1 protein-coding gene is annotated in these 25,313 nt (G+C 75.3%); it reads right to left on the bottom strand.

Annotated features, from left to right (window positions below; genetic code table 11):
* Nucleotides 1-27: 27 nt before the first annotated feature.
* Nucleotides 28-25,302 carry a type I polyketide synthase gene (locus AB5J73_RS28345; protein ID WP_370961710.1) on the bottom strand — a complete coding sequence of 8,425 codons (25,275 nt, stop codon included), beginning with the start codon at nucleotides 25,300-25,302 and terminating at the stop codon, nucleotides 28-30.
* Nucleotides 25,303-25,313: the final 11 nt, after the last annotated feature.

The raw sequence follows: 25,313 nt of genomic DNA, 5'->3' as shown, positions 1-25,313 counted from the left end.
AGCTTCTTGTCCTCGGTCATGGCGGCCTCAGCCCTCCCGCTCGAGTCCGGACCCGTCGCCGAGCCGGCCCAGTTCGTGGTCGATGAAGGCGAACACCTCGTCCGTGCTGGCCGCGTCGAGCCGCTCGGAGACGTCTTCGCCGGCGGGCTCCGCGTCGGCGATCTTCGCCAGGAGCCGGCGCAGCCGGGCCGCGACGTCCGCCTCCGCGAACTCGCCCGCCGTGCCCGCGGCGACCAGCTCTTCGAGCCGGTCCAGCTCGTCCGGCAGCGAAGTCGCGGCGGCCGGGGCCGGGGCGAGTTCCGCCCGCAGGTGCGCGGCGAGCCCGGCCGGGGTCGGGTAGTCGAAGACGAGGGTCGCCGACAGGGTCAGCCCGGTCGCGGCGGTGAGCCGGTTGCGGAATTCGACCGCGGTCAGCGAGTCGAAGCCCAGCTCGCGGAACTCCAGCCCGGCCCCGACCTGCTCGGCCGGGTGCCCGAGCACCGCGGAAACCTGGTGGCGCACCAGGGAAAGCAGCGTCCGTTCCTGTTCGCTCTCGCGCATCCCGGCCAGCTGCACCCGCAGGTCGGCCGCGGCGGCCCGGTCCGGTCCGGCGGCCGCGCTCCGGCGGCCGGGACGGCCGACCGGGCGGAGCAGCCACGGCAGCTCGCCGCGGGTGCGCAGCGTCGGCAGGTCGACGCGCACCGGGACGAGGTGCGCCGCGTTGCCGGCCACCGCGCGGTCGAACAGCTCGGTGCCCTGCCCGGCGCTCAGCGGCGGCATCCCGCCGCGGACCATCCGCTCGCGGTCTGCGTCGGTCAGGTCGCCGGTCATGCCGGTGTCCCAGGCACCCCACGCGAGCGACAGCCCGGCCAGCCCGTCGCCGCGCCGGCGTTCGGCGAGCGCGTCGAGGAACGCGTTCGCCGCGGCGTAGTTGGCCTGCCCCGGCGTGCCGATGGTGCCGGCCACGGAGGAAAACAGCACGAACCCGGCGACGTCGCCGGCGAGTTCGTGCAGGTGCCAGGCCGCGTCGAGCTTCGGCGCGAACACCGTCTCCAGCCGCTCCGGGGACTGCGACGCGAGCACGCCGTCGTCGACGACGCCCGCGGTGTGCACGACGGCGGTCAGGTCGGGCACGCCGGCGAGCACGGCGGCGAGCGCGTCCCGATCGCCGACGTCGCAGGCCACCACCCGGACGTCGGCCCCGGCCAGCTCCGCGACCAGCTCGTCGACCCCCTCAGCCGCCGGGCCACGACGGCTGAGCAGCAGCAGCTTCCGCGCCCCCTTCGCGACAAGATGCCGGGCGAAAACCCGCCCCAGCCCCCCGGTCCCGCCGGTGATGAGCACCGTCCCGTCCGGATCCCAGCCCGCACTTTCACGTGAAAGTGCGGGGCCCAGGTCCGCACTTTCACGTGAAAGTGCGGCTCGGGTGAGGCGGGCGACGCTCAGGGTGGCGTTGCGCAGGAGGAGCTGGGGTTCGCCGGTGGCCAGGGCCGCGCGGAGGGTGTCGCCGTCGGGGTCGTCGGCGTCCAGCAGGACGAAGCGGCCGGGTTCCTCGGACTGCGCCGAGCGCACCAGGCCCCAGACCGCGGCCGCGGCGACGTCCGCCCCGGCGACGGCACCGCGGGTGACGAACACCAGCCGCGGTGCGGGACTTTGCAGGTATTCCAGGACTTCCGCGGTGAGCGCGCGGGCCGAAGCCGCCGCATCCGGGCCGCCGGTGACCGGGACGGCGAGCACGTCGGCGCCGGACGCCAGCGCGGCCGCGAAGTCCGGGTGGGCCTCGACGCCGAGGGCGGTGGCGAGCTCGTCCCCGACGGCCGCCCAGGTCTCGTCGCCGGGCTCGGGGATCGGGACCGGCGTCCACCGCAGCTCGAACAGCGCGTCGGCCTCGGCGGGGGCTTCGGCCGCGCGGAGGGTGACGCCGGTGGCGGTCAGGACCGGCTTCCCGGCGTCGTCCGCCAGCGCCAGGGTCACCGAGTCGCCGCCCGCCGGGGTGATCCGGACCCGGGCGCGGCTCGCGCCGGACGCGTGCAGCGTCACCCCGGTCCAGGCGAACGGCAGCCCGGCCGGGGCGCCTTCGCCGAAGCCGATGGCCTGCAGGGCCGCGTCAAGCAACGCCGGGTGCAGCCCGAACCGGCCGGCGTCGGTGCCGTCGGGCAGGGCCAGCTCGGCGTAGACCTCGGCGCCGGCGCGCCAGACGCGGTGCAGGCCCTGGAACGCGGGCCCGTAGGCGAATCCGGCTTCGGCCGCGGAGGCGTAGAAGTCCGTGAGATCCGCTTCGACCGCACCGGCCGGCGGCCACGCGTCGGGCAGCGGCTCGGCGGCCACCGCGCGCGGGACCAGGGTGCCGGTCGCGTGCCGGGTCCAGTCGTCGTCGGCCCGCGACGAGATCGTCAGCTCGCGGCGGCCGCCTTCGCCCGGCTCCCCCACGGCCAGCTGCAGCACGACGGCGCCGTCCGGGTCGAGGACCAGCGGCACGGCCAGGGTCAGGTCCTCGACCGCCGCGCAGCCGGCCTCGTCGGCCGCGCGGACCGCCAGTTCGAGGAAAGCCGCGCCGGGGAACAGGATCGTGCCGCCGACGACGTGGTCGCGCAGCCACGGCTGGGTGGCCGCGGACAGCCGCCCCGAGAAGACCACGCCCGGCGAGTCGGCGAGGGCGAGGGTCGCGCCGAGCAGCGGGTGCCCGGCCGGGGTGAGGCCGAGGCCGGTGGCGTCGCCACCGGCGGCCGGCAGCGGCCAGAACCATTCGTGCTGGAAGGCGTACGTCGGCAGCGCGACGCGCCGGGCCCGCGGGAAGCGGGCGGCCCAGTCGACGGCGACCCCGGCGACGTGCAGCCGCGCGAGGGCCTCGGCGACCGCGGCGGCTTCGTCGCGGTCCTTGCGCTGCACCGGGATCACGTGCGCGGCCGGTTCGTCGACGACCGCGGTGAGCGTGGCGTCCGGGCCCAGCTCGGCGAACACCGCCACGCCGGCCTCGGTGAGCCGCTCGATCGCGTCGCCGAAGCGGACGGTGTCGCGGATCTGGCTGACCCAGTACGCCGGAGAGGTCACGTCGCCCGCCGACACGACCGGCACCCGCGGCTCGGCGAACTCCAGTTTCGCGACGACGTCGCCGAACTCGGCGAGCACCGGCTCCATCAGCACGGAGTGGAAGGCGTGCGAGACGCGCAGGCGCCGGTGCTTGGCGAACTTCGCCGCGACCGCGACGACGGCCTCCTCGTGTCCGGAAAGGACGACCGAGCCGCGGCTGTTCACCGCGGCGACGTCGACGCCTTCGCCGACGAACGGGAGAACGTCCTCTTCGGACGCCCGCACCGCGACCATGACGCCGCCTTCCGGCAGCGCGCCCATCAGCCGGGCCCGCGCGGAAACCAGCGCGCACGCGTCCGGCAGGGACAGCACGCCGGCCACGTGGGCGGCGGCGATCTCGCCGACCGAGTGCCCGGTCACGAAGTCGGGGTGCACGCCCCACGACTCCAGCAGCCGGAACAGCGCGACCTCGAAGGCGAACAGCGCGGGCTGCGCGAACTCCGTGCGGTCGATCCGGTCCTCGTCGTCGAGCGCGGTGCGCACCTCCGGGGCGAGCAGCGCCAGGACCTCGTCGAACGCGGCCGCGAACACCGGGTGCGCGGCGTACAAGCCGCGTCCCATGTGGACCCGCTGCGCGCCCTGGCCGGAGAAGAGGAACGCGACCGGCGGGGCGACGCGTGCCTCGCCGCGCACGGCCGCGTCCCCGGCGGCGACGGCCCGCAGCCCGGCGACGACTTCGCTGAGTTCGCTGCCGACGACCGCGGCCCGGTGGGTGAACGCCGCCCGGGTCACCGCGGCCGCGTGGGCCAGGTCGGCCACCGGGATTTCGTTGGTCTCGAGGTGGTCGGCCAGGCGGGCGGCTTGGGCACGCAGGGCTTCGGGCGTCCGGCCGGAAACCACGACCGGCACCGGACCGGCAAGGGCGGCACTTTCATAGGGAAAGTGATCCGGAGACCGGTCCTCCGTGTCACTTTCCCTATGAAAGTGACGCTCGGGGTGGGGTGCGGGCTGTTCGAGGATGACGTGGGCGTTGGTGCCGCTGATCCCGAACGAGGACACCGCCGAGCGGCGGACGCGGCCGGTTTCGGGCCACGCCGTGGTGTCCGCCACGAGGTCGACCGCGCCCTCGGTCCAGTCCACGTGGGACGACGGCTCGCCGGAGTAGCGCGACTTCGGGACGACGCCGTGCCGCATCGCCTGCACCATCTTGATCACGCCCGCGACCCCGGCGGCGGCCTGGGTGTGGCCGATGTTGGCCTTCACCGAGCCCAGCAGCAACGGCGTTTCGCGGTCGCGGCCGTAGGTGGCCAGGAGGCTCTGCGCCTCGATGGGGTCCCCGAGCGGGGTGCCGGTGCCGTGCCCTTCGACGACGTCCACATCGGACGTCGTGAGGCCGGAGACCGTCAGCGCCTGCCGGATCACCCGCTGCTGCGAGGGCCCGTTGGGCGCGGTGAGGCCGTTGGACGCGCCGTCCTGGTTGACCGCGGACCCGCGCACCACGGCGAGGACCTCGTGGCCGTTGCGGCGGGCGTCGGAGAGCCGTTCGAGCAGGACCACGCCGACGCCTTCGGCCCAGCCGACGCCGTCGGCGGAATCGGAGAACGACTTGCACCGCCCGTCGGCGGCCAGGCCGCCCTGTGCCGAGAAATCGACAAAGGCACCCGGGGTCGCCATCACCGTGACGCCACCGGCGATCGCCAGTTCGCAGTCCCCGGCCCGCAGTGCTTGCGCGGCCCAGTGCATCGCGACCAGCGACGACGAACACGCCGTGTCCACCGTGACCGCCGGGCCTTCCAGCCCGAGCGCGTAGGCGACGCGGCCGGACATGACGCTGCCCGCGGTGCCGATGCCGAGGAAGCCGAGGGCCTCCTCCGGGAACTGCACGCCCTGGCCGTAGTCGTGGTACATCACGCCCGCGAACACGCCCGTCTTGCTGCCGCGCAACGAAAGCGGGTCGACGCCGGCGCGTTCGACGACCTCCCAGGAGGTCTCCAGCAGCAGCCGCTGCTGGGGGTCCATCGCGAGGGCCTCGCGCGGCGAGATCCCGAACAGGCCGGGGTCGAACATCCCGGCTTCGCCGAGGAACCCGCCTTCCCGGACGTAGGAGCGGCCGCGGTCGGCGCCGAACAGCCCGGCCAGGTCCCAGCCGCGGTCGGCCGGGAACGGCCCGACGCCGTCGCCGCCGTCGAGGACGAGCTGCCACAGCTGCTCGGGCGAGGTGACCCCGCCCGGGTAGCGGCAGGCCATCGACACGATGGCGATCGGGTCGTCGGACACCGGCGCCCGGACGGTGGTGCGGGCGACCGGGACGTCCTCGCCGGCGAGTTCGCCGCGCAGGAAACCGGCCAGCACGACCGGGGTCGGGTGGTCGAACACGAGGGTGGCCGGCAGCCGCAGGCCGGTCGCGGTGGCGAGCTGGTTGCGGAACTCGACCGCGGTGAGCGAGTCGAAGCCGAGGCCGCGGAACTCGCGCTCGACGTCGACGCTCGCGGCGTCGAAGCCGAGCACGGCGGCGACCTGGGTGCGGATGACCTCCAGCAAAGCCTTGTGCTGTTCGCTTCCGCGGAGGCCGGAAAGCCGTTCGCGCAGAGCGTTCGCGGCCGGGGTGGCCCGGCCCGCGCCGCGGCGGGTCCGCCGGCCGACCGGGCGCAGCAACCACGGCGGTTCGGCCAGGCCGCGCAGGCGCGGCAGGTCCATCAGCACCGGCACGAGCGCGGGCTCGGCGAGGGCGACGGCCCGGTCGAAGAGCGCGCAGCCCTGCTCGACCGGCAGCGGCGGCAGGCCCGCGCGGGTCATCCGCTCGCGGTCGGCGTCGGTGAGGGTGCCGACCATGCCGGTTTCCCACGCGCCCCACGCCAGCGATGTCGCGGCGAGCCCGCGGGCGTGCCGGTGCGTGGCGAGCGCGTCGAGGAACGCGTTGGCGGCGGCGTAGTTCGCCTGCCCCGGCGAGCCGATGGTCCCGGCGACCGAGGAGAACAGCACGAACGCGGCGACGTCGCCGGCCAGCTCGTGCAGGTTCCAGGCGGCGTCGGCCTTCGGGCGCAGCACGGTGTCGAGCCGGCCGGGGTCGAGGGAGCCGAGGACGCCGTCGTCGAGGACCCCGGCGGCGTGCAGCACGGCGGTCAGCGGCCGGTCGGCGGGGATGCTCCCGATGAGGTCCGCGGCCGCTTCGCGGTCGGCGAGGTCGCAGGCGGCGACGGTGACTTCGGTGCCGTGCGCGGCGAGTTCGGCGACCAGCTCGACGACCCCGTCGGCGTCCCCGCCGCGGCGGCTGGCGAGCAGGACGTGCTTGACGCCGTACTCGGCGGCCAGGTGCCGGGCGAACACCCGCCCGAGCCCCCCGGTACCCCCGGTGATCAGGACGGTCCCCTCCGGGTCCCAGCCCGCACTTTCACGTGAAAGTGCGGGGCCCAGGTCGGCACTTTCACGTGAAAGTGCCGCTCGGGTCAGGCGGGCGACGCGGGCGGTGCCGTCGCGCAGGAGCAGTTGCGGTTCGCCGGTCGCGACGGCGGCGGGCAGGCCGGCCAGGGAGGCGTCGTCGACGTCGGCGAGCACGAACCGGCCCGGGTTTTCGGTCTGCGCCGAGCGGACCAGGCCCCAGACGGCGGCCGCGGCCAGGTCTTCCCCGGCGACCGCGCCTTCGGTGACGAAGACGATCCGGGTCTCGGTGGCGGTTTGGAGGATCGTGAGGACGTCGGCGGTGAGACGGCGCGTGTCGGCGAGCACGTCGGTACCGCCGTGCACTCCGACCAGCAGCACGTCCGGCTCCGCGGCCAGCGCCGTGGGGAGGTCCGGGTACTCCGTGCCCAGGTCCGCGAGCCGGGAATCCAGTACCGCCCAGCTCCCTTCCGGGGTTCCGCCGGGCAGCGGGACCCAGTCGAGGCGGAACAACGACTCCGGGCCGGACTCGACCGGAGTCGCCGCGCGCAGGGTCAGGGCGTCGACCGACAGCACCGGCGCGCCGGTCTCGTCGGCCAGGTCGAGGGTCACCGAGTCGTCGCCGGCGCGGGTGATCCGCGCCCGCACCCGGCTCGCGCCCGTCGCGTGCAGTTCCGCGCCCGCCCACGAGAACGGGAGCCCGCCCGGCACTGAATCAGCGAAAGTGATCGCGTGCAGCACCGAGTCGAGCAGGGCCGGGTGGAGGCCGTAGTCCTCGTGGTCGTCGCCCGGCAGCTCGGCTTCCGCGAAGACTTCCCCGGCACGCAACCAGACTCGCCGAAGGCCGCGGAACTGGGGCCCGTAGGCGAACCCGGCGTCGGCGAAGGTGTCGTAGAACCCGGTCAAGTCCACTTCGGACGCTCCGGCGGGCGGCCACTCCCCCGCGTCGAAGCCGGTCGGGAGCGAACCCGGGGCCAGGACGCCGGTGCCGTGCCGGACCCACTCGGCGTCGGCGCGGGAGGACACGCTCACCTCGCGGCGGCCGTCCGCGTCCGGGGCGCCGGCCACGACCTGCACGAGCGGCGCGCCGGACAGCACGAGCGGCGCGGCGACGGTGAAGTCCTCGACCCGGCCGCAGCCGACCTGGTCGCCGGCCCGCACCACGAGCTCGAGGAACCCGGCGCCGGGGAACAGCACCTGGCCGCCGATCACGTGCTCGTCGAGCCACGACGTCGCGAGCCGCCCCGAGAAGACGACCTCGCCGGAGCCCGCCACCTCGGTGACCGCGCCGAGCAGCGGGTGCCCGGCCGCGGTGATGCCGAGCTGGTGCGCGCCCGGGACGAGCCGCGGCCAGTACCGCTGCCGCTGGAAGGCGTACGTCGGCAGCGGGACGCGCCGGGCGCCGGTGCCCGCGAACAGCGCCGCCCAGTCGACCGGCACGCCGTTGACGTGCAGCGCGGCCAGCGCGGTGACGGCGGTGGCTTCCTCGTCACGCCCGGCGCGCAGCAGCGGGGCGAGGACCTCGCCGTCGACGAGCGCGGTGAGCACGGCGTCCGGGCCCAGCTCGGCGAACGCCGTGACGCCCGCGTCGAGCAGGCGCGCGGTCGTGTCGGCGAACCGGACGGTGTCCCGGACCTGCCGCACCCAGTACTCGGGCGAGGTGAAGTCGCCGACGACGGGGATTTCCGGCTCGCTGAACGTCAACCCGGAAACGACCGCGCGGAAGTCGTCGAGCATCGGGTCCATCGCCGCCGAATGGAAGGCGTGGGACACGGTGAGCCGCTTGGTCCGCTCGAAACCCGCGGCCGCGGCCAGCACGGCGTCCTCGGTTCCGGAGAGCACGACCGACGACGGCCCGTTCACCGCGGCGAGCGAGACGTCGTCCGACAGCAGCGGCCGGACCTCGTCCTCGGTGGCGCGCACGGCGACCATCGCCCCGCCGGACGGCAGCGCCTGCATGAGCCGGGCGCGGGCCGCGACGAGCGTGCACGCGTCGGCCAGCGACAGCACCCCGGCGGCGTGGGCCGCGGCGATCTCGCCGACCGAGTGCCCGGCGAGGAAGGCGGGCCGCACGCCCCACGAGCGCACCAGGCGGAACAGCGCGACTTCGAGCGCGAAGAGCGCGGGCTGGGCCCAGCCGGTTTCGTCGAGCAAAGTGGCTTCGTCGCCGAAGACGACTTCACGCAGCGGGCGCGGCAGGGCGGTGTCGAGGTGGGCGCAGACCGCGTCGAAGGCGTCGGCGAAAACCGGGAATCGCTCGTAGAGCCCGCGGCCCATGCCGGGCCGCTGCGAACCCTGGCCGGTGAACAGGAACGCGACCGACCGGTCCCGGGCGACGCCGCGGGCGACCGGCGTGCCGCCGACCAGCACGGCCCGGTGCTCGAAAGCCGGGCGCGTGGTGGCGAGCGAGAACCCGGCGTCGACCGGGTCGAGGTCGCGGGGCAGGGCGGCGAGCTGCGCGTCGAGGGCGGCTTCGGACCGGCCGGAGACCGGCCACGGCACCACACCCGGGGTGACGTCCCGCTCCGGCGGCACCGGCGAGCAGGCCGGGGCCTGCTCGATGATCACGTGCGCGTTGGTGCCGGACAGGCCGAACGACGAGACGCCGGCCCGGCGCGGGTGCCCGTTCTCCCGCCAGTCGGCGGGCTCGGTGAGCAGTTCGATCGCGCCCGACGTCCAGTCGACGTGGGTCGACGGCTCGGTCACGTGCAGCGAAGCCGGGATCCGGTCCCGTTGCAGGGCAAGGATCATCTTGATGACGCCGGCGACGCCCGCCGCGGCCTGGGTGTGCCCGAGGTTGGACTTGACCGACCCCAGCAGCAGCGGCCGCTCGCGTTCCTGGCCGTAAGCGGCCAGCAGCGCCTGCGCCTCGATCGGGTCACCGAGGGTCGTGCCGGTGCCGTGCCCCTCGACGACGTCCACTTCGGACGGTCGCAGTCCGGCACTGGCCAGTGCCTGCCGGATCACGCGCTGCTGCGAAGGACCGTTGGGGGCGGTGAGGCCGTTGGACGCGCCGTCGGAGTTGATCGCCGAACCGGCCACCACCGCGAGGACGTCGTGGCCGTGGCGGCGCGCGTCGGACAGCCGCTCGACGACGAGGACCCCGGCGCCTTCGGACCAGCTCGTGCCGTCGGCCGAGTCGGAGTACGCCTTGCACAGCCCGTCCGGGGCGAGGCCGTTCTGGCGGCTGAAGCCGACGAAGCTGACCGGGGTGGCCATGACCGTGACTCCGCCGGCGAGCGCGAGGTCGCACTCCCCCGCGCGCAGGGCCTGCGCCGCCAGGTGCAGGGCGACCAGCGAGGACGAGCACGCCGTGTCGATGGTCATCGCCGGGCCTTCGAGACCGAGCACGTAGGACAGTCGCCCGGACACGACGCTCGCCGCGACACCGGTGCCCGCGTGGGCTTCGACGTCGGTGGCGGAGCGGACGATCACCCCGGCGTAGTCCTGGCCGTTGGTGCCGACGAAGACGCCGGTGCGGCTGCCGCGCAGGCCGGTCGGGTCGATGCCGGAGCGCTCCACCGCCTCCCACGACGTTTCCAGGAGCACGCGCTGCTGCGGGTCCATCGCCAGTGCTTCACGCGGGGAGATCCCGAAAAACTCGGGGTCGAAGTCGGCGGCGTCGGGCAGGAACCCGCCGCGGTCGACGTAGCTGCTGCCCCGGCCTTCGCCGGCCAGCGCCGACATGTCCCAGCCGCGGTCGGCCGGGAACCCGGTGATCGCGTCGCGGCCTTCGGCCAGCAGCGTCCACAGGTCCTCGGGGGTGCGGACACCGCCGGGGAAGCGGCAGCTCATGCCGACCACGACGATCGGGTCGCCGGTGGTGTTCGCCGGACCCGCCACGGCGGTCGCCGGGACGTCACCGCCGAGCACTTCGGTCAGCAGGAACTCGGCCAGCGCGGCGGGGTTCGGGTGGTCGAACACCAGCGTCGCGGGCAGGCTCAGGCCGGTCGCGGCGTCGAGCCGGTTGCGCAGCTCGATCGCGGTGAGCGAGTCGAACCCGAGGTCCGAAAACGCCCGCGTGGCCCCGATTTCCGCGGTGCCCGCGTGCCCGAGCACGGTGGCGACGTGCTCGCGGACCAGGTCCAGCAGCACGCTCACGCGTTCGGCGGCGGGGGTCGCGAGCAGCCGCGTCGCCAGCGCGCCCCCGGCGGCGGGCGCGGCGGCCAGCTCGGCGAGGACCCGGCGGACGACCGGCAGGTCGGCCAGCAGCGGGCTGCGGCGGATGCTCAGCAGCGACCGCAGGACGTCGGCGTTCTGGATGTCGGCGACGACGAGCTGCGCGGCCGGGCCACCCGCGTCGGCGAGCACGGTGACGGCCAGGTCGGGGTCCAGGCCACCGCCGAGCCCGGCCGCCATGCCGTCGCCGGCCCAGGCGCCCCAGGCGATCGACGTCGCCGCCTGGCCACGGGCGCGCCGGGCTTCGGCGAGCGCGTCGAGGACGGCGTTGGCGGCGGCGTAGTTGGCCTGGCCGGGGTTGCCGACGGCGCCGGCGACCGAGGAGAACAGGACGAACGCGTCGAGGTCGCCGGTCAGCTCGTCGAGCAGCACCGCCGAGTCGGCCTTCGCGCGGAAGACGGCGTCGAACCGGTCCGGGGTGAGGCCGCCGAGGACGCAGTCGTCGAGGACGCCGGCGGCGTGCACGACGGCGTCGGGGCGATGAGCTTCGAGGAGTCCGGTCAGCTGCGCACGATCCGCGACGTCGCAGCGCGCGACGACGACCCGCTCGTCGGGGCCGGGTTCGCCGCCGGAACGGCTGGCCAGCACGACCCGGCCGGCGCCCTGGTCGAGCAGCCACTTCGTGACGTGACGGCCGAGCGCGCCGGTGCCGCCGGTGACGAGGACGGTGCCGCGGGGCCGCCACGGCGTGGGCGCGGCGGTCGCCGGGGTGAGACGGCGGCCGTAGACGCCCGAGGCGCGGACGGCGATCTGGTCGTCGTCCCCGTCGAGGGCCCCGGCAAGGCGGCCGAGGAGCCGGGCGTCGAGGTCGGCCGGGAGGTCGGCGAGGCCGCCCCAGCGGCGCGGGTACTCCAGCGCGGCGACGCGGCCGAGACCCCAGATCGCCGCCTGGGCGGGTGCGGTGACCGGGTCGGCCGGGCCGGTGGAGACCGCGCCGCGGGTGACGCACCACAGCGCGGTGTCGGCGCCGAGGTCGTCCAGCGCTTGGATGAGCGCGGTGGTCTCGCCGAGCCCGAGCAGCGAGACGACCGTCGGGGCGACCTGCGAGCGCAGCAGCTCGGCCAGTTCTTCACGGTCCACCGTGGACACGGTCAGGGAGGTGCCCAGCGCGTCCGCGACCTCGCGGAACCACGGGTCGTCCGTGGGCGGGACGAGGACCAGCCGTTCGCCTGCCGTCGCGGCCACGGTCGGCAAGGGGCGCCACTCGACGCGGTAGCGCCAGCCGTCCACAACGGACTGCCGCTGCCGGCGGGCGCGCAGGGCGGACAGCGCGGGGACGACCGACTCCAGCGCGGGGGCGTCCACCTGGAGGTCCGCCGCCAGCGACGCGAGGTCGCCGTTCTCCACGACCGACCAGAAGGAGTCGTCCGCGGCGGTCCGCACCGCGGGTTCCGGCCAGTAGCGGCGGCGCTGGAAGGCGTAGGTCGGCAGGTCGGTGCCGCGGGCGCCGGTGCCGGCGAACCAGGCGGCCCAGTCGATCCGGGTGCCGGCGACGTGCAGGGCGGCCACCGCGGCGGCCACGGCGGTGCGGTCGTCGCGGTCGCGGCGCAGCACCGGGACGACGGCCGCGCCCGGGACGTCGACGAGCGCGGTGAGCACGGCGTCCGGCCCGACCTCGACGAACGACGTCACGCCGCGCTCGGCGAGCCCGGCGACCGCGTCGGCGAACCGGACGGTGTCGCGGACGTGCCCGACCCAGTACTCCGGGTCGGTGACGTCCCCGGCGGTGACGACCGGGATCTCCGGCTCGGCGAACGTCAGCCCGCCGACGACCGCGCGGAAGTCGTCGAGCATCGGGTCCATCAGGTGCGAGTGGAACGCGTGACTGACGGTGAGCCGCTTGGTCTTCCCGAACCGCGCGGCCACCGCGAGCACGGCGTCCTCGGCGCCGGAGAGCACGACCGAGCGCGGCCCGTTCACCGCCGCCAGGTCGACCTCGCCGGTCAGCAAGGGGCGGACGTCCGCTTCGGACGCTTCGACGGCGACCATCGCGCCGCCGGGCGCAAGCGTTTGCATCAAGCGGCCGCGGGCGGAAACCAGCGTGCAAGCGTCCTCGAGGGACAGCACCCCGGCGACGTGCGCGGCCGCGATCTCGCCGACGGAGTGCCCGGCGACGAAGTCCGGCCGCACGTCCCACGACGCCAGCAGCCGCACCAGGGCGACCTCGATCGCGAACAGCGCCGGCTGCGCGTGCCCGGTCTGCGCCAGGGCGCCGGCGTCCGTGCCCCAGATGACGTCACGGAGCCCGGGGCCGAAGCAGGCGAGCACCTCGTCGAGGGCGGCGGCGAAGACCGGGTAGGCCCCGGCCAGTTCGCGGCCCATGCCGAGCCGCTGCGCGCCCTGGCCGGGGAAGAGGAACGCCTGCACGGGCGGGCGGCCGGTTTCGGCAGCCCCGGTCAGCGCGCGCAGTTCGCGGATCGCCGCTTCCGGTTCGGCGGCGACGACCGCGGCCCGGTGGGCGAAGCTCGCGCGGGTGGTGGCCGCGGCGAAGGCGACGTCGAGCAGTTCGCCGGACGTCTCGAGCCGGGCGGCGAGGCGGGCGGCCTGGTCTCGCAGCGCGTCGGCGGTCCGGCCGGAGACGACGAGCGGCACCGGCGCCGCGGCGGCCTCTTCGCGCGGCGCTTCCGGCCGCGGTTCGGGGGCTTCGAGGATGACGTGGGCGTTGGTGCCGCTGATGCCGAACGACGAGACACCCGCGCGGCGGACCCGGTCCGCCGACGGCCAGGGAACGGCCTCGGCGACGACCTCGACCGCGCCCGCGTCCCAGTCCACATGGGACGACGGCTCGCCGACGTGCAGCGACTTCGGCACGATCCCGTGCCGCATCGCCTCGATCACCTTGATCATCCCGGCGACCCCGGCCGCGGCCTGCGTGTGCCCGATGTTGGACTTGATCGACCCCAGCAGGAGTGGCGTCGAACGGTCCTGGCCGTAGGTCGCGAGCAGGGCCTGGGCTTCGATCGGGTCGCCCAGGGTGGTGCCGGTGCCGTGGGCCTCGACGACGTCGACGTCCGAAGTGGACAGCCCGGCGTCGGCGAGCGCGGCGCGGATGACGCGTTGCTGCGACGGGCCGTTCGGGGCGGTGAGGCCGTTCGAAGCACCGTCCTGGTTCACGGCGGAACCCCGCACCACGGCGAGGATCCGGTGCCCGTGGCGCAGCGCGTCGGACTGCCGCTCGACGACCAGGAGACCCGCGCCTTCGGACCAGCCGGTGCCGTCGGCGTCGTCGGAGAACGCCTTGCACCGGCCGTCGGGGGCGAGACCGCTCTGGCCGCTGAACCCGATGAACCCGCCCGGCGTGGCCATCACGGTCACGCCGCCGGCGAGCGCGAGGTCGCACTCCCCCGACCGCAGCGACTGCGCGGCCAGGTGCAGGGCCACCAGCGACGACGAACAGGCGGTGTCGATCGTCATCGCCGGGCCCTCCAGGCCCAGCACGTAGGACAGCCGGCCGGAGGCGACGCTCGCGGCCAGGCCGGTGCCGGTCTGCCCGCGCAGGTCGGCGTCGGTCGTCATCAGCAGGTCGGAATAGGTCTGGCCGTTGGTGCCGACGAACACGCCGGTGCGCGAGCCGCGCAGGCCGGTCGCGTCCAGCCCGGCGCGCTCGAACGCCTCCCACGAGACTTCGAGGAGCAACCGCTGCTGCGGGTCCATCGCGACGGCCTCACGCGGCGAGATCCCGAAGAACGCGGCGTCGAATTCGGCGGCGTCGTAGAGGAACCCGCCCGCCTGGGTGTCACTGGCGGCCAGTGCGGCGGTGTCCCAGCCGCGGTCGGCGGGGAAGCCCGAAACGGCGTCCCCGCCCGAGGCGACCAGATCCCACAGCCCGTCGGGACCGGTGACGCCGCCGGGGAACCGGCACGCCATGCCGACGACCACGACCGGGTCGCCGGACACCCGCCCGGCGGCCGTGACGGCGGCGCCGGTCCCCGCCGAGCCGACCAGCTCGCCGCGCAGGAACTCCGCGACCGCCCCCGGGGTCGGGTAGTCGAACACCAGCGTCGACGGCAGCCGCAGCCCGGTCACCGCGGCGAGCCGGTTGCGGAACTCCACCGCGGTCAGCGAATCGAAGCCCAGCTCGCGGAACTCCCGCGTGGTCTCGACGTCTTCGGGCGCGTGCCCGAGGACGGTGCCGGCCTCGGTGGCGACGTGCCCGGTGAGCAGCCGCAGCTGCTCGGCCGCGCGCATCCCGGCGAGCTGTTCGCGCAGCGAACCGCGCACGTGCTCGGCGTCGCCGCCCGCGCGGCGGCGGCCGGGCCGGGCGACCGGGCGCAGCAGCCACGGCAGCTCGCCCTGGGCGCGCATGGCCGTCATGTCCACGCGCATCGGCACGACCACGGCGCTCGGCGAGCGCGTCGCCCGGTCGAACAGGCGGATGCCCTGCTCGACGGTCAGCGGCGGCACGCCACCGCGGGCCATCCGCTCGCGGTCGGCGTCGGTGAGCGTGCCGACCATGCCGGTTTCCCAGCCACCCCAGGCCAAGGCGAGCGCGGCCCGGCCTTCGACGTGGCGGCGCTGGGCGAAGGCGTCGAGGAAGGCGTTGGCGGCGGCGTAGTTGCCCTGCCCGGCCGAGCCGACGGTGCCGGCGACCGAGGAGAAGACGATGAACGCCGACAGGTCGAGGTGGCGCGTGAGCTCGTCGAGGTGGACGACGGCGTCGGCCTTCGGCCGCAGCACGGTGTCCAGGCGCGCCGGGTCGAGCGAGGCGACGACGCCGTCGTCGAGGACGCCCGCGGTGTGCACGACGCCCCGAAGCGGGTGCTCGGCCGGGATCCGGGCGAGGACGGCGGCGAGCTGGTCGCGGTCGGCGACGTCGCAGGCTGCGATGGTGACGTCCACCCCCAGCTCGTCCCGCAGCTCGGCCGCACCGGGGGCGTCGGGCCCGCGGCGGCTGGTGAGCACGAGGTGCCGGACGCCGTAGGTGCGCACGAGGTGCCGGGCCAGCTCGCGGCCCAGCCCGCCGGTGCCGCCGGTGATCAGCACGGTGCCGTCCGGTTCCCAGCGCGGCGGCAGGGTCAGCACGATCTTGCCGACGTGCTTGGCGCGGCTCATGTGCCGGAACGCGGCCGGGGCCTGGCGCAGGTCCCAGCTCCGGATCGGCAGCGGCGCGAGGACGCCGTCTTCGAAGAGCCGGAGCAGCTCGGCGAGCAGTTCGGCGGTGCGGCCGGGCCCGGCCTCGCCGAGGTCGAACGCGCGGTAGCGGACCCGCGGCAGCGCGGCGGCGTCGCGGATGTCGGTCTTGCCCATCTCGAGGAACCGGCCGCCGTCGGCGAGCAGGTCCAGGGAGGCGTCGGCGAACTCGCCGGCCAGCGCGTTGAGCACGACGTCGACGCCCGCGCCGCCGGTGACGCGGCGGAAGTCGGCCGCGAACTCCAGCGAGCGGGAGGACGCGATGTGGTCGTCGGCGACGCCGAGTTCGCGCAGGACGTGCTGCTTGCCCGCGCTCGCCGTCGCGAAGACCTCGGCGCCGAGGTGGCGGGCGAGCTGGATGGCGGCCATGCCGACACCACCGGCGCCCGCGTGTATGAGGATCTTCTGGCCGGGCTTGAGATCCGCGAGGTCGACCAGCGCGTAGTAGGCGGTCAGGAAGACGAGCGGGACGGACGCGGCGGTGCGCGCGGACCACCCGGCGGGCACCGGCGCGAGGTAGCGGACGTCGGAGACGCTGTGCGTGCCGAACGAGCCGGGCAGCATGCCGAAGACTCGCTCGCCGACGCGGGCCGGGTCGACCCCCGGGCCGGTCGCCTCGATCACGCCGGCGCCTTCCGCGCCCAGGTCGCCGAGCTTGCCCGGGTACATGCCGAGCACGGACAGGACGTCGCGGAAGTTGAGCCCGGCCGCTTCGAGGCGGATCCGGACGTGCCCGGCGGGCGGGTCGGCGAGCACGTCCGGGCACGCTTCGGCGCCCAGGTCGTCGATGCCCGCGGGACCGGCGGTGAGCCGCCACGCCGGTACCGCGGGGGGCAGGAGGTCGCCGTTGCCGGCGAGGCGGCCGAGCCGGGCGACGCGGACGCTCTCGCCGCGGACGGCGAACTGGGGTTCCCCGGAGACGACGAACCCGGTGCCGGGCAGGGCGGCGCCGGCTTCGAGGTCGACCAGGACGAACCGGCCGGGCTGCTCGGACTGCGCGGACCGCACGAGCCCCCACGCGGCCGCGGCGGCGACGTCGGCGATGCGGTCACCGGGCTCGACGGCGACGGCTTCCCGGGTCACGAAGACAACCCGGCGGGCCCGTTCGTCGGCGCCCTGCAGCACGCTCAGCGCGTGGGCGGTGACCTCCCGGACGGCGGCGAGCAGCGGGTGCCCGGCCGGGCTGAAGGGGACGTTGCCCGCATCTGATGAGAGGAAAGTCCCCTTCAGCGCATCAGATGAGCTGAACGTCCCCTTCAGCCCGTCCGGGGCGGCGGCGAGCGGGACCAGGAGGACGTCCGGTTCGAGGGACAGGGCCGTTTCGAGGTCCGCGCACGGGCGGGCGACGGACGCCAGCAGCGGGTCGTCGCCGAGGAGGGCCCAGGTGCCCGCCGGGGCGTCCTTGGCCAGGGCGGCCGGAACCCACGTGGTCTGGAAGAGGGAGTCGTCGTCGGCGTCGCGCTGGGCGGCCTCGCGCAGCTGCAAGGACTGGACCGTCAGGACCGGCGCGCCGGTCTCGTCGGTGACCGCGATCGCCACCGACTCGCGGTCCACCGGCGTGATCCGGACGCGGATCCGGGTCGCGCCCGAGGCGTGCAGCGACACCCCGGACCACGCGAACGGCAGGCCGCCCGCGATCGTGTCGAGGCGATGGAGGGCGTGCAAAGCCGCGTCGAACAGCGCCGGGTGCAGGCCGTAGTCGCCGTCGGCTTCGCCGGGCAGCTCGGCTTCGGCGAGCAGCGCGTCGCCGTCCAGCCAGGCCCGGGTCAGGCCGCGGAACGCGGGCCCGTAGGCGAGGCCGGTCCCGGCCAGCTCGGGGTACACAGTGGACACGTCGAGCTCGGTGGCGCCGGACGGCGGCCACTCGCCGGCCGGCGGGGCCGGGTGCTCGCCGACCGCGACGAACCCCGCCGCGTGCTGCACCCACTCGGCGTGCGGGCCGGTGCCGCGGGAGGAAATGCTCAGCTCGCGGCGCCCGGCGTCGTCGGGCCCGCCGGCGGCGATCTGCAGCAGCACCGGCTCGTCCGGGCGCAGCCACAGCGGCGCGGCGATGGACAGGCTCTCCACCGCCGAGCAGCCGACCTGGTCCGCCGCGCGGACGGCGAGATCGAGGAACCCGGTGCCGGGGAACAGCACGTGCCCGCCGACGACGTGGTCGGCCAGCCACGGCTGCGCTTCGGTCGACAGCAGCCCGGACAGGACGACACCGCCGGAGTCGGCGAGGTCGACGGCGAAGTCCAGCAGCGGGTGCCCGGCCGGGGTCAGCCCGAGGCGCTCGACGGCGCCGCGGCCCGGCACGACCCGCGGCCAGTAGTGCTTGCGCTGGAAGGCGTACGTGGGCAGCGTGATCCGCCGGGCGCCGGTGAACCACGGCTTCCAGTCGACGTCGGCGCCCGCGACGTGCAGCCGCGCCAGCCCGGTCAGGACGGCGTCGAGCTCCGGGCGGTCCTTGCGCAGCAACGGGGTCACGACCGCGCCGGGCTCGTCGACCAGCGCCGAGAGGACGCCGTCGGGGCCGATTTCGACGAACGCCGTGACGTCGAGGTCCGCGAGGACGTCGGCGAAGCGGACGGTGTCGCGGACGTGGCGGACCCAGTGCTCCGGGTCGGTGACGTCGCCGGTGGTGCCGAGCGGGATCCGCGGCGGGGAGAAGGTCAGCCCGGCGACGACCGCGCGGAAGCCGTCGAGCATCGGGTCCATCAGGTGCGAGTGGAACGCGTGGCTCACCGCGAGCCGCTTGGTCTTCTCGAAGTTCGCCGCCACCGCCAGCACGGCGGCTTCGCTGCCCGACAGCACCACCGCGCGCGGGCCGTTCACCGCGGCGATGTCGGCGCCGTCGGTGAGCCGGGCGCGAACGTCCGCTTCGGACGCTTCGACCGCGACCATCGCGCCGCCGCGCGGCAGCTCCTGCATCAGGCGGCCGCGGGCGGTCACCAGCGCGCAGGCGTCTTCGAGGGAGAGGACCCCGGCGATGTGGGCGGCGGCGATCTCGCCGACCGAGTGCCCGGCGACCCGGGCGGGCCGGACACCGTGCGCCTCGGCCATGCGGGCCAGGGCGACTTCGAGGGCGAACAGCGCGGGCTGCGCCCAGCCCGTCTCGGCGAGCAGGCTCGCGTCGTCGCCCCACAGGACGTCGCGCAGGCCGGGTTCGAGGTGGGTCAGGACGGCGTCGAGCGCGTCGGCGAACGGCTTCGACGCGGCGTACAGCTCGCGGCCCATGCCGGGCCGCTGGGAACCCTGCCCGGTGAACAGGAAGCCCACCGAAGGCGCGTCCGCGGTTCCTCGGGCGACTTCGCGGACGCCGTCCGGCGTGGCCAGGAGCACCGCGCGGTGCGGGAAGCTCGCACGGGCCGTGACCAGGGAATACCCGGCGTCGAGCGGGTCCGGCCCGGCCTCGGTGAGCCGGTCGATCTGGGCGGTGAGGGCTTCCTCGGTCTTGGCCGACACGACCCACGGCACCACCGGCGCGTCCGGTCGCGGCGACGGGACCGGACGCGGCTCGGGGGCTTCGAGGATGACGTGGGCGTTGGTGCCGCTGATGCCGAACGACGAGACACCCGCCCGGCGCGGCCGCCCGGCCGCGGGCCACTCGACGGCTTCGGAGACGACCTCGACCGCGCCGGTTTCCCAGTCCACATGGGACGACGGCTCGCCGACGTGCAGCGACTTCGGCACGATCCCGTGCCGCATCGCCTCGATCACCTTGATCACGCCGGCCACACCCGCGGCCGCCTGGGTGTGCCCGATGTTCGACTTCACCGACCCCAGCAGCAACGGGGTTTCCCGGCCCTGGCCGTAGGTGGCCAGGAGCGCCTGGGCCTCGATCGGGTCGCCCAGGGTCGTCCCGGTGCCGTGCGCTTCCACGACGTCGACGTCCGAAGTGGACAGACCGGCGTCGGCCAGCGCGGCGCGGATGACGCGCTGCTGCGACGGGCCGTTCGGGGCGGTGAGGCCGTTCGAAGCGCCGTCCTGGTTCACCGCGGACCCCTTGACCACGGCGAGGACCTCGTGCCCGGCGCGGATCGCCTCGGACTGCCGCGCCAGCACCAGGACCCCGACGCCTTCGGACCAGCCGGTGCCGTCGGCGTCGTCGGAGAAGGCCTTGCAGTTCCCGTCGGGGGCCAGGCCGTTCTGGCCGCTGAAGCCGACGAACCCGCCCGGCGTCGCCATCACCGTGACGCCGCCCGCGAGCGCGAGGTCGCACTCCCCCGCGCGCAGCGACTGCGCGGCCAGGTGCATCGCGACCAGCGACGACGAACAGGCGGTGTCGATGGTCATCGCCGGGCCCTCCAGGCCCAGCACGTACGACAGGCGGCCGGACACGACGCTGCCCGCGATGCCGGTGCCGGTCTGCCCGCGCAGCTCGACGTCCGCGGTGAGGAACAGGTCGGAGTAGGTCTGGCCGTTGGTGCCGACGAACACGCCCGTGCGGGAGCCGCGCAGGCCGGTCGCGTCCAGCCCGGCGCGCTCGAAGGCCTCCCAGGAAACCTCCAGGAGCTGGCGCTGCTGCGGGTCCATGGCGACGGCTTCGCGCGGGGAGATGCCGAAGAAGCCGGCGTCGAATTCGGCGGCGTCGTAGAGGAACCCGCCCGCGCGGGTGTCGGACGCGGCCAGCGCGGCGGCGTCCCAGCCGCGGTCGGTGGGGAAGCTCGACACCCCGCTGCGGCCGGTGGCGACGAGGTCCCACAGGTCTTCGGGGCTCTCGACTCCGCCGGGGAACCGGCAGGCGACGCCGACCACGACGATCGGGTCGTCGTCCCGCCGTCCGGTGGTCACCGCGACGGGCGTATCGGCTTCGCCGAACAGCTCGGCCAGCACCAGCCGGGCGACCGCGACCGGCGTCGGGTGGTCGAACACGAGCGTCGAGGGCAGCCGCAGCCCGGTGGCGGCCGCCAGCCGGTTGCGCAGCTCGACGGCGGTCAGGGAGTCGAAACCCAGTTCGGAGAACGACTTTTCGGCCCCGACCGCGGCGGGATCGGGGTGGCCGAGGATGGTCGCGGCGCGGCCGCGGACGAGGTCGGTGACCTTCGCTAGGCGCTCGTCGTCGCTCGAGGCGCGCAGCTGCCCGGCGAGATCGGCGGCCGCGCCGGACGTCGTCGCGGCCGAGCGGCGGATGCCCCCGGCGAGGCCGCGCAGGATCGGCGGCAGCTCGTCGAGGAGGCGCAGGGCGGCGAGGTCGACGGCGACCGGCACCACCAGGGCCCGCGGCAGCGTGAGGGCGGTGTCGAACAGCGCGAGGCCGTGCTCGAGCTCCAGCGGCGGCATGCCCGAGCGGGCCATCCGCGCGCGGTCGGCTTCGGCGAGCGAGCCGGCCATGCCGACCGTCCAGGAACCCCAGGCCAGGGAGTGGGCGGGCAGGCCGGCGGCGCGGCGGTGGGCGGCGAGGGCGTCGAGGAAGCTGTTGGCGGCGGCGTAGCTGCCCTGCCCGGCGCCGCCCATGACCCCGGCGACGGAGGAGAACAGCACGAACGCGTCGAGGTCGTGGGTCAGCTCGTGCAGGTGCCACGCGGCGGCGGCCTTGGCGGCCAGCACCGGGGCGAGCCGGTCGGGGGTGAGCGCGGTGACGACGCCGTCGTCGAGCACGCCGGCGGCGTGCACGACCGCGGTCAGCGGGTGCGCGGCCGGGATCGCGGCGAGCGCGGCGGCCAGGTCGTCGCGGTCGGCGACGTCGCAGGCGCGGATCTCGACGTCGGCGCCGAGTTCGTCCCGCAGCTCCCGGGCGCCGGGCGCGTCCGGACCGCGGCGGCTGAGCAGGAGCAGGTGCCGGACACCGCGCTCGCGCACGAGGTGCCGGGCGAGTTCGGCCCCCAGCCCCCCGGTACCCCCGGTGATCAGCACGGTCCCGTCCGGATCCCAAGCCGCACTTTCACGTGAAAGTGCGGCCCCCAGGTGGGCACTTTCACGTGAAAGTGCGGGGTCGACGCGGGCGAGGCGGGCCGCGCGGGCGGTGTTGCCGCGCAGGAGCAGCTGGGGTTCGTCGAGGGCGAGGGCGCGGTGGATGACGTCGTCGGTGGTCTCGGCGTCGGCGTCGACCAGGACGAAACGGCCCGGGTTTTCCGCTTGCGCGGTGCGGATCAGGCCCCACACGGCCGCCGCGGCGAGGTCGTCGGGTTCGGTCACGAAGACCAGCCGCGACGCCGCGGAACGGTCGTCCGCCAGCCAGTCCTGCGCCAGTTCGAGGGCTCGGGTGGTCAGCGTGGTGAGGCCGTCGAGCGGGCTGCCGTCGCCGGTCAACCGGACGAGGGTGACGTCGGTGGCGCCTTCGGGCGGCAGCACGACCGGCACCCAGCGCGGCTCGAACAGCGAGTCCACATCGGACTCCGCGGCCACGGCTTCCGCACGCACCGAGCCGATCGACGCCACCGGCTGCCCGGCGGTGTCCGTGAGCGCCAGGCCGGCACCGACCTGGACCCGGACGCGAGCCGCTCCCGCCGCGTGCAGCGAAACGCGCGTCCACCGGGTGGGGTACCCGGTGATCCCCGCCGCTCGCAGGACGTCCTCGAGGAGCCGCGGGTGCAGCCCGAAGCGAGCCGTCTCCGGTTCGTCCTCACCGAAGGCGACTTCGGTGTACGAGTCGTCCGTGAAGTCTTCGTGGTGCGCCCCGGTGGCGAGCACGCCCTCGGCGCGGCGGACCCAGCGGTCCCCGGTCCGGGTGTGGATGTCGAGCCGGCGGCGGCCGGTGCCGTCCGGCTCACCGACCGAAAGCTGCAGGTCGGCGGCCTCGTCGGCGGCCAGTTCCAGCGGGGCGCCGAGGGTGAGTTCTTCGACCAGGTCGCAGCCGAGGTCGAGGCCCGCGCGCAGGGCGAGCTCGACGAACCCGGTGCCCGGGAACACGCCGCCGGTGAGCCACGGGTGGGTGCGCGCCGAGAGGCGCCCGGTCAGCAGCAGCCCGTCGGACCCGGCCGGGGCCAGGGACGCACCGAGCAGCGGGTGGGCCACCGGGTCGAGCCCGAGCCCGGCGGCATCGGCGGCGACGTCCACAGTGGACGGCCAGAAGCGGTCACGCTGGAACGGGTACGTCGGCAAGGGGATCGCGCGGGCGCCGGTGCCGGCGAAGAACGCCGGCCAGTCGACCCGCACCCCCGCCGTGTGCAACCTGGCCAGCGCTTCGGTGAGCACAGCGGGCTCGTCGGAGTCCCGGCGCCCCAGCGGAATCGCGGTGCCGTCCCCGATCAGCGGCGTGAGCGCGGCGTCCGGGCCCAGCTCGGCGAGCACCGAAGCACCGGACTCGGCGAGGCGCGAGACGGCGTCGGCGAACCGGACCGGCTCACGGACGTGGCGCACCCAGTACTCGGGCGAGGTGACGTCGCCGGATGCGACGAACGGCAGCACCGGCTCGGCGAAGGACAGCCCGCCCACCACCGCGCGGAAGTCGTCGAGCATCGGGTCCATCAGCGGCGAGTGGAACGCGTGCGACACCGCGAGCCGGCGCGGGCGCTCGAAGTGCGCGGCGGCGGCCAGCACGGCGGCCTCGGCCCCGGACAGCACGACCGAGCGCGACCCGTTCACCGCGGCGAGGGCGACGTCGTCGCTCAAGTACGGCCGGACGTCCGCTTCGCTCGCGCGGACGGCGACCATCGCGCCGCCGGCGGGCAGCGCCTGCATCAACCGGGCCCGCGCGCCGACGAGCACGCAGGCGTCGTCCAGCGACAGCACCCCGGACACGTGCGCGGCGGCGACCTCGCCGACCGAGTGCCCGGCGACGAAGTCGGGGCGGATCCCCCAGGATTCGAGGAGCCGGAACAGCGCGACCTCGACCGCGAACAACGCGGGCTGCGCGTACCCGGTCCGGTCCAGGGCAGCGGCATCGGTGCCCTGCAACACTTCGCGGACGGCCGGGTCGAGCCGGTCCAGGGTCGCGGCGAGGGCGTCGGCGAAGACGGGGAACCGCGCGGCCAGCGCGCGGCCCATGCCCAGCCACTGCGCGCCCTGCCCGGTGAAGACGTACGCGAGCGCGGGCGGCCGCTCGACCGACCCCGTGACGACGCCGGGCGCGTCCCCGTCCGCCAGCCAAGCGGTCAGCGCCGCCCGAGGATCCGGGTCGAGGACGCTCAGCCGCTCTTCGAAGGCCGAGCGGGTGGTGGCGAGCGAGAAAGCGACGTCCAGCGGATCGCCTGTGACGCCGGCGATCTGGGCAACCTGAGCACGCAACGCGGCCGGAGTCCGCCCGGAAAGCAGCCAGGGCGCGGGAACCGGCGTGCGTCCGGCCGGGGTGACCGGCGCGGCGGGCGCCTGCTCGACGAGGACGTGGGCGTTGGTGCCGCTGACCCCGAACGACGAAACACCGGCCCGGCGCGCACGATCGACCGCGGGCCAAGGCTCGTTCGAGGTCGCGAGCCGGACCGCACCGGAGCTCCAGTCCACATGGGACGACGGCGTCTCCGCGTGCAGCGTCCGCGGCACGACCCCGTGCCGGATCGCCTCGACGACCTTGATGATCCCGGCGACCCCGGCCGCCGCCTGGGTGTGCCCGATGTTGGACTTGACCGACCCCAGCAGCACCGGGGTCTCGCGGCCCTGGCCGTAGGTGGCCAGGACCGCCTGGGCTTCGATCGGGTCGCCGAGCTTCGTGCCGGTGCCGTGCGCCTCGACGACGTCGACGTCCGAAGTGGACAGTCCGGACGCGGCGAGCGCGGCGCGGATCACGCGTTGCTGCGAAGGACCGTTGGGCGCGGTGAACCCGTTGGACGCGCCGTCGGAGTTCACCGCGGTGCCGCGGACGACGGCGAGCACCTCGTGCCCGTTGCGCTGCGCGTCCGACAGCTTTTCCAGCACCAGCACGCCGACGCCTTCGGACCAGCCGGTGCCGTCGGCGTCGTCGGAGAACGCCTTGCAGCGGCCGTCGGCCGAAAGCCCGCCCTGGCGGCTGAACTCCAGCAGCGAACCGGGCGTCGACATCACGTTCACGCCCGCGGCCAGCGCGAGCGTGCACTCCCCCGCCCGCAGCGCCTGCGCGGCCAGGTGCACCGCGACCAGCGACGACGAGCAGGCCGTGTCGACCGTGACGACCGGGCCTTCGAGCCCGAGCGTGTAGGCCACCCGGCCGGACAGCGCGCTCGCCGCGATGCCGGTGCCGACCGAACCGTCGGCGTCGGCCAGCGAGCGGACCATCAGGTAGGCGTAGTCCTGCCCGTTCGTCCCGGCGAAGACGCCGGTCCGGCTGCCGCGCAGCCGCCGCGGGTCGAGACCGGCCCGCTCGATCGCCTCCCAGGACACCTCCAGCAGCAGCCGCTGCTGGGGGTCCAGGGACACCGCCTCGCGGGGCGAGATCCCGAAGAACCCGGCGTCGAAGTCCGTTACGCCGTCGAGGAATCCGCCGGCCTGGCTGACCCCCATGCCCCGCTCGTCGACCCCGGCGCCGGCGACCGCCTCGACGTCCCAGCCGCGGTCGGCCGGGAACGGCCCGATCGCGTCGCCGCCGTCCTCGACGAGCCGCCACAGCGCTTCGGGGCCGCGGACGCCGCCGGGGAACCGGCAGCCCATGGCCACGATGGCGATCGGCTCCGTGGCGGCGGCGCGCAGCTCCTGGTTCTGCCGCTTGAGCCGCTCGGACTCCTTCATCGCGGCACGGAGTGCTTCGACGACCCGGTCGCTCGGGGTGGACATGTGTCAGCTCC

This window comes from Amycolatopsis sp. cg9 (genome assembly GCF_041346945.1).
In the GTDB taxonomy this organism is placed as follows: domain Bacteria; phylum Actinomycetota; class Actinomycetes; order Mycobacteriales; family Pseudonocardiaceae; genus Amycolatopsis.
This window is presented reverse-complemented; position numbering and strand designations above follow the sequence as displayed.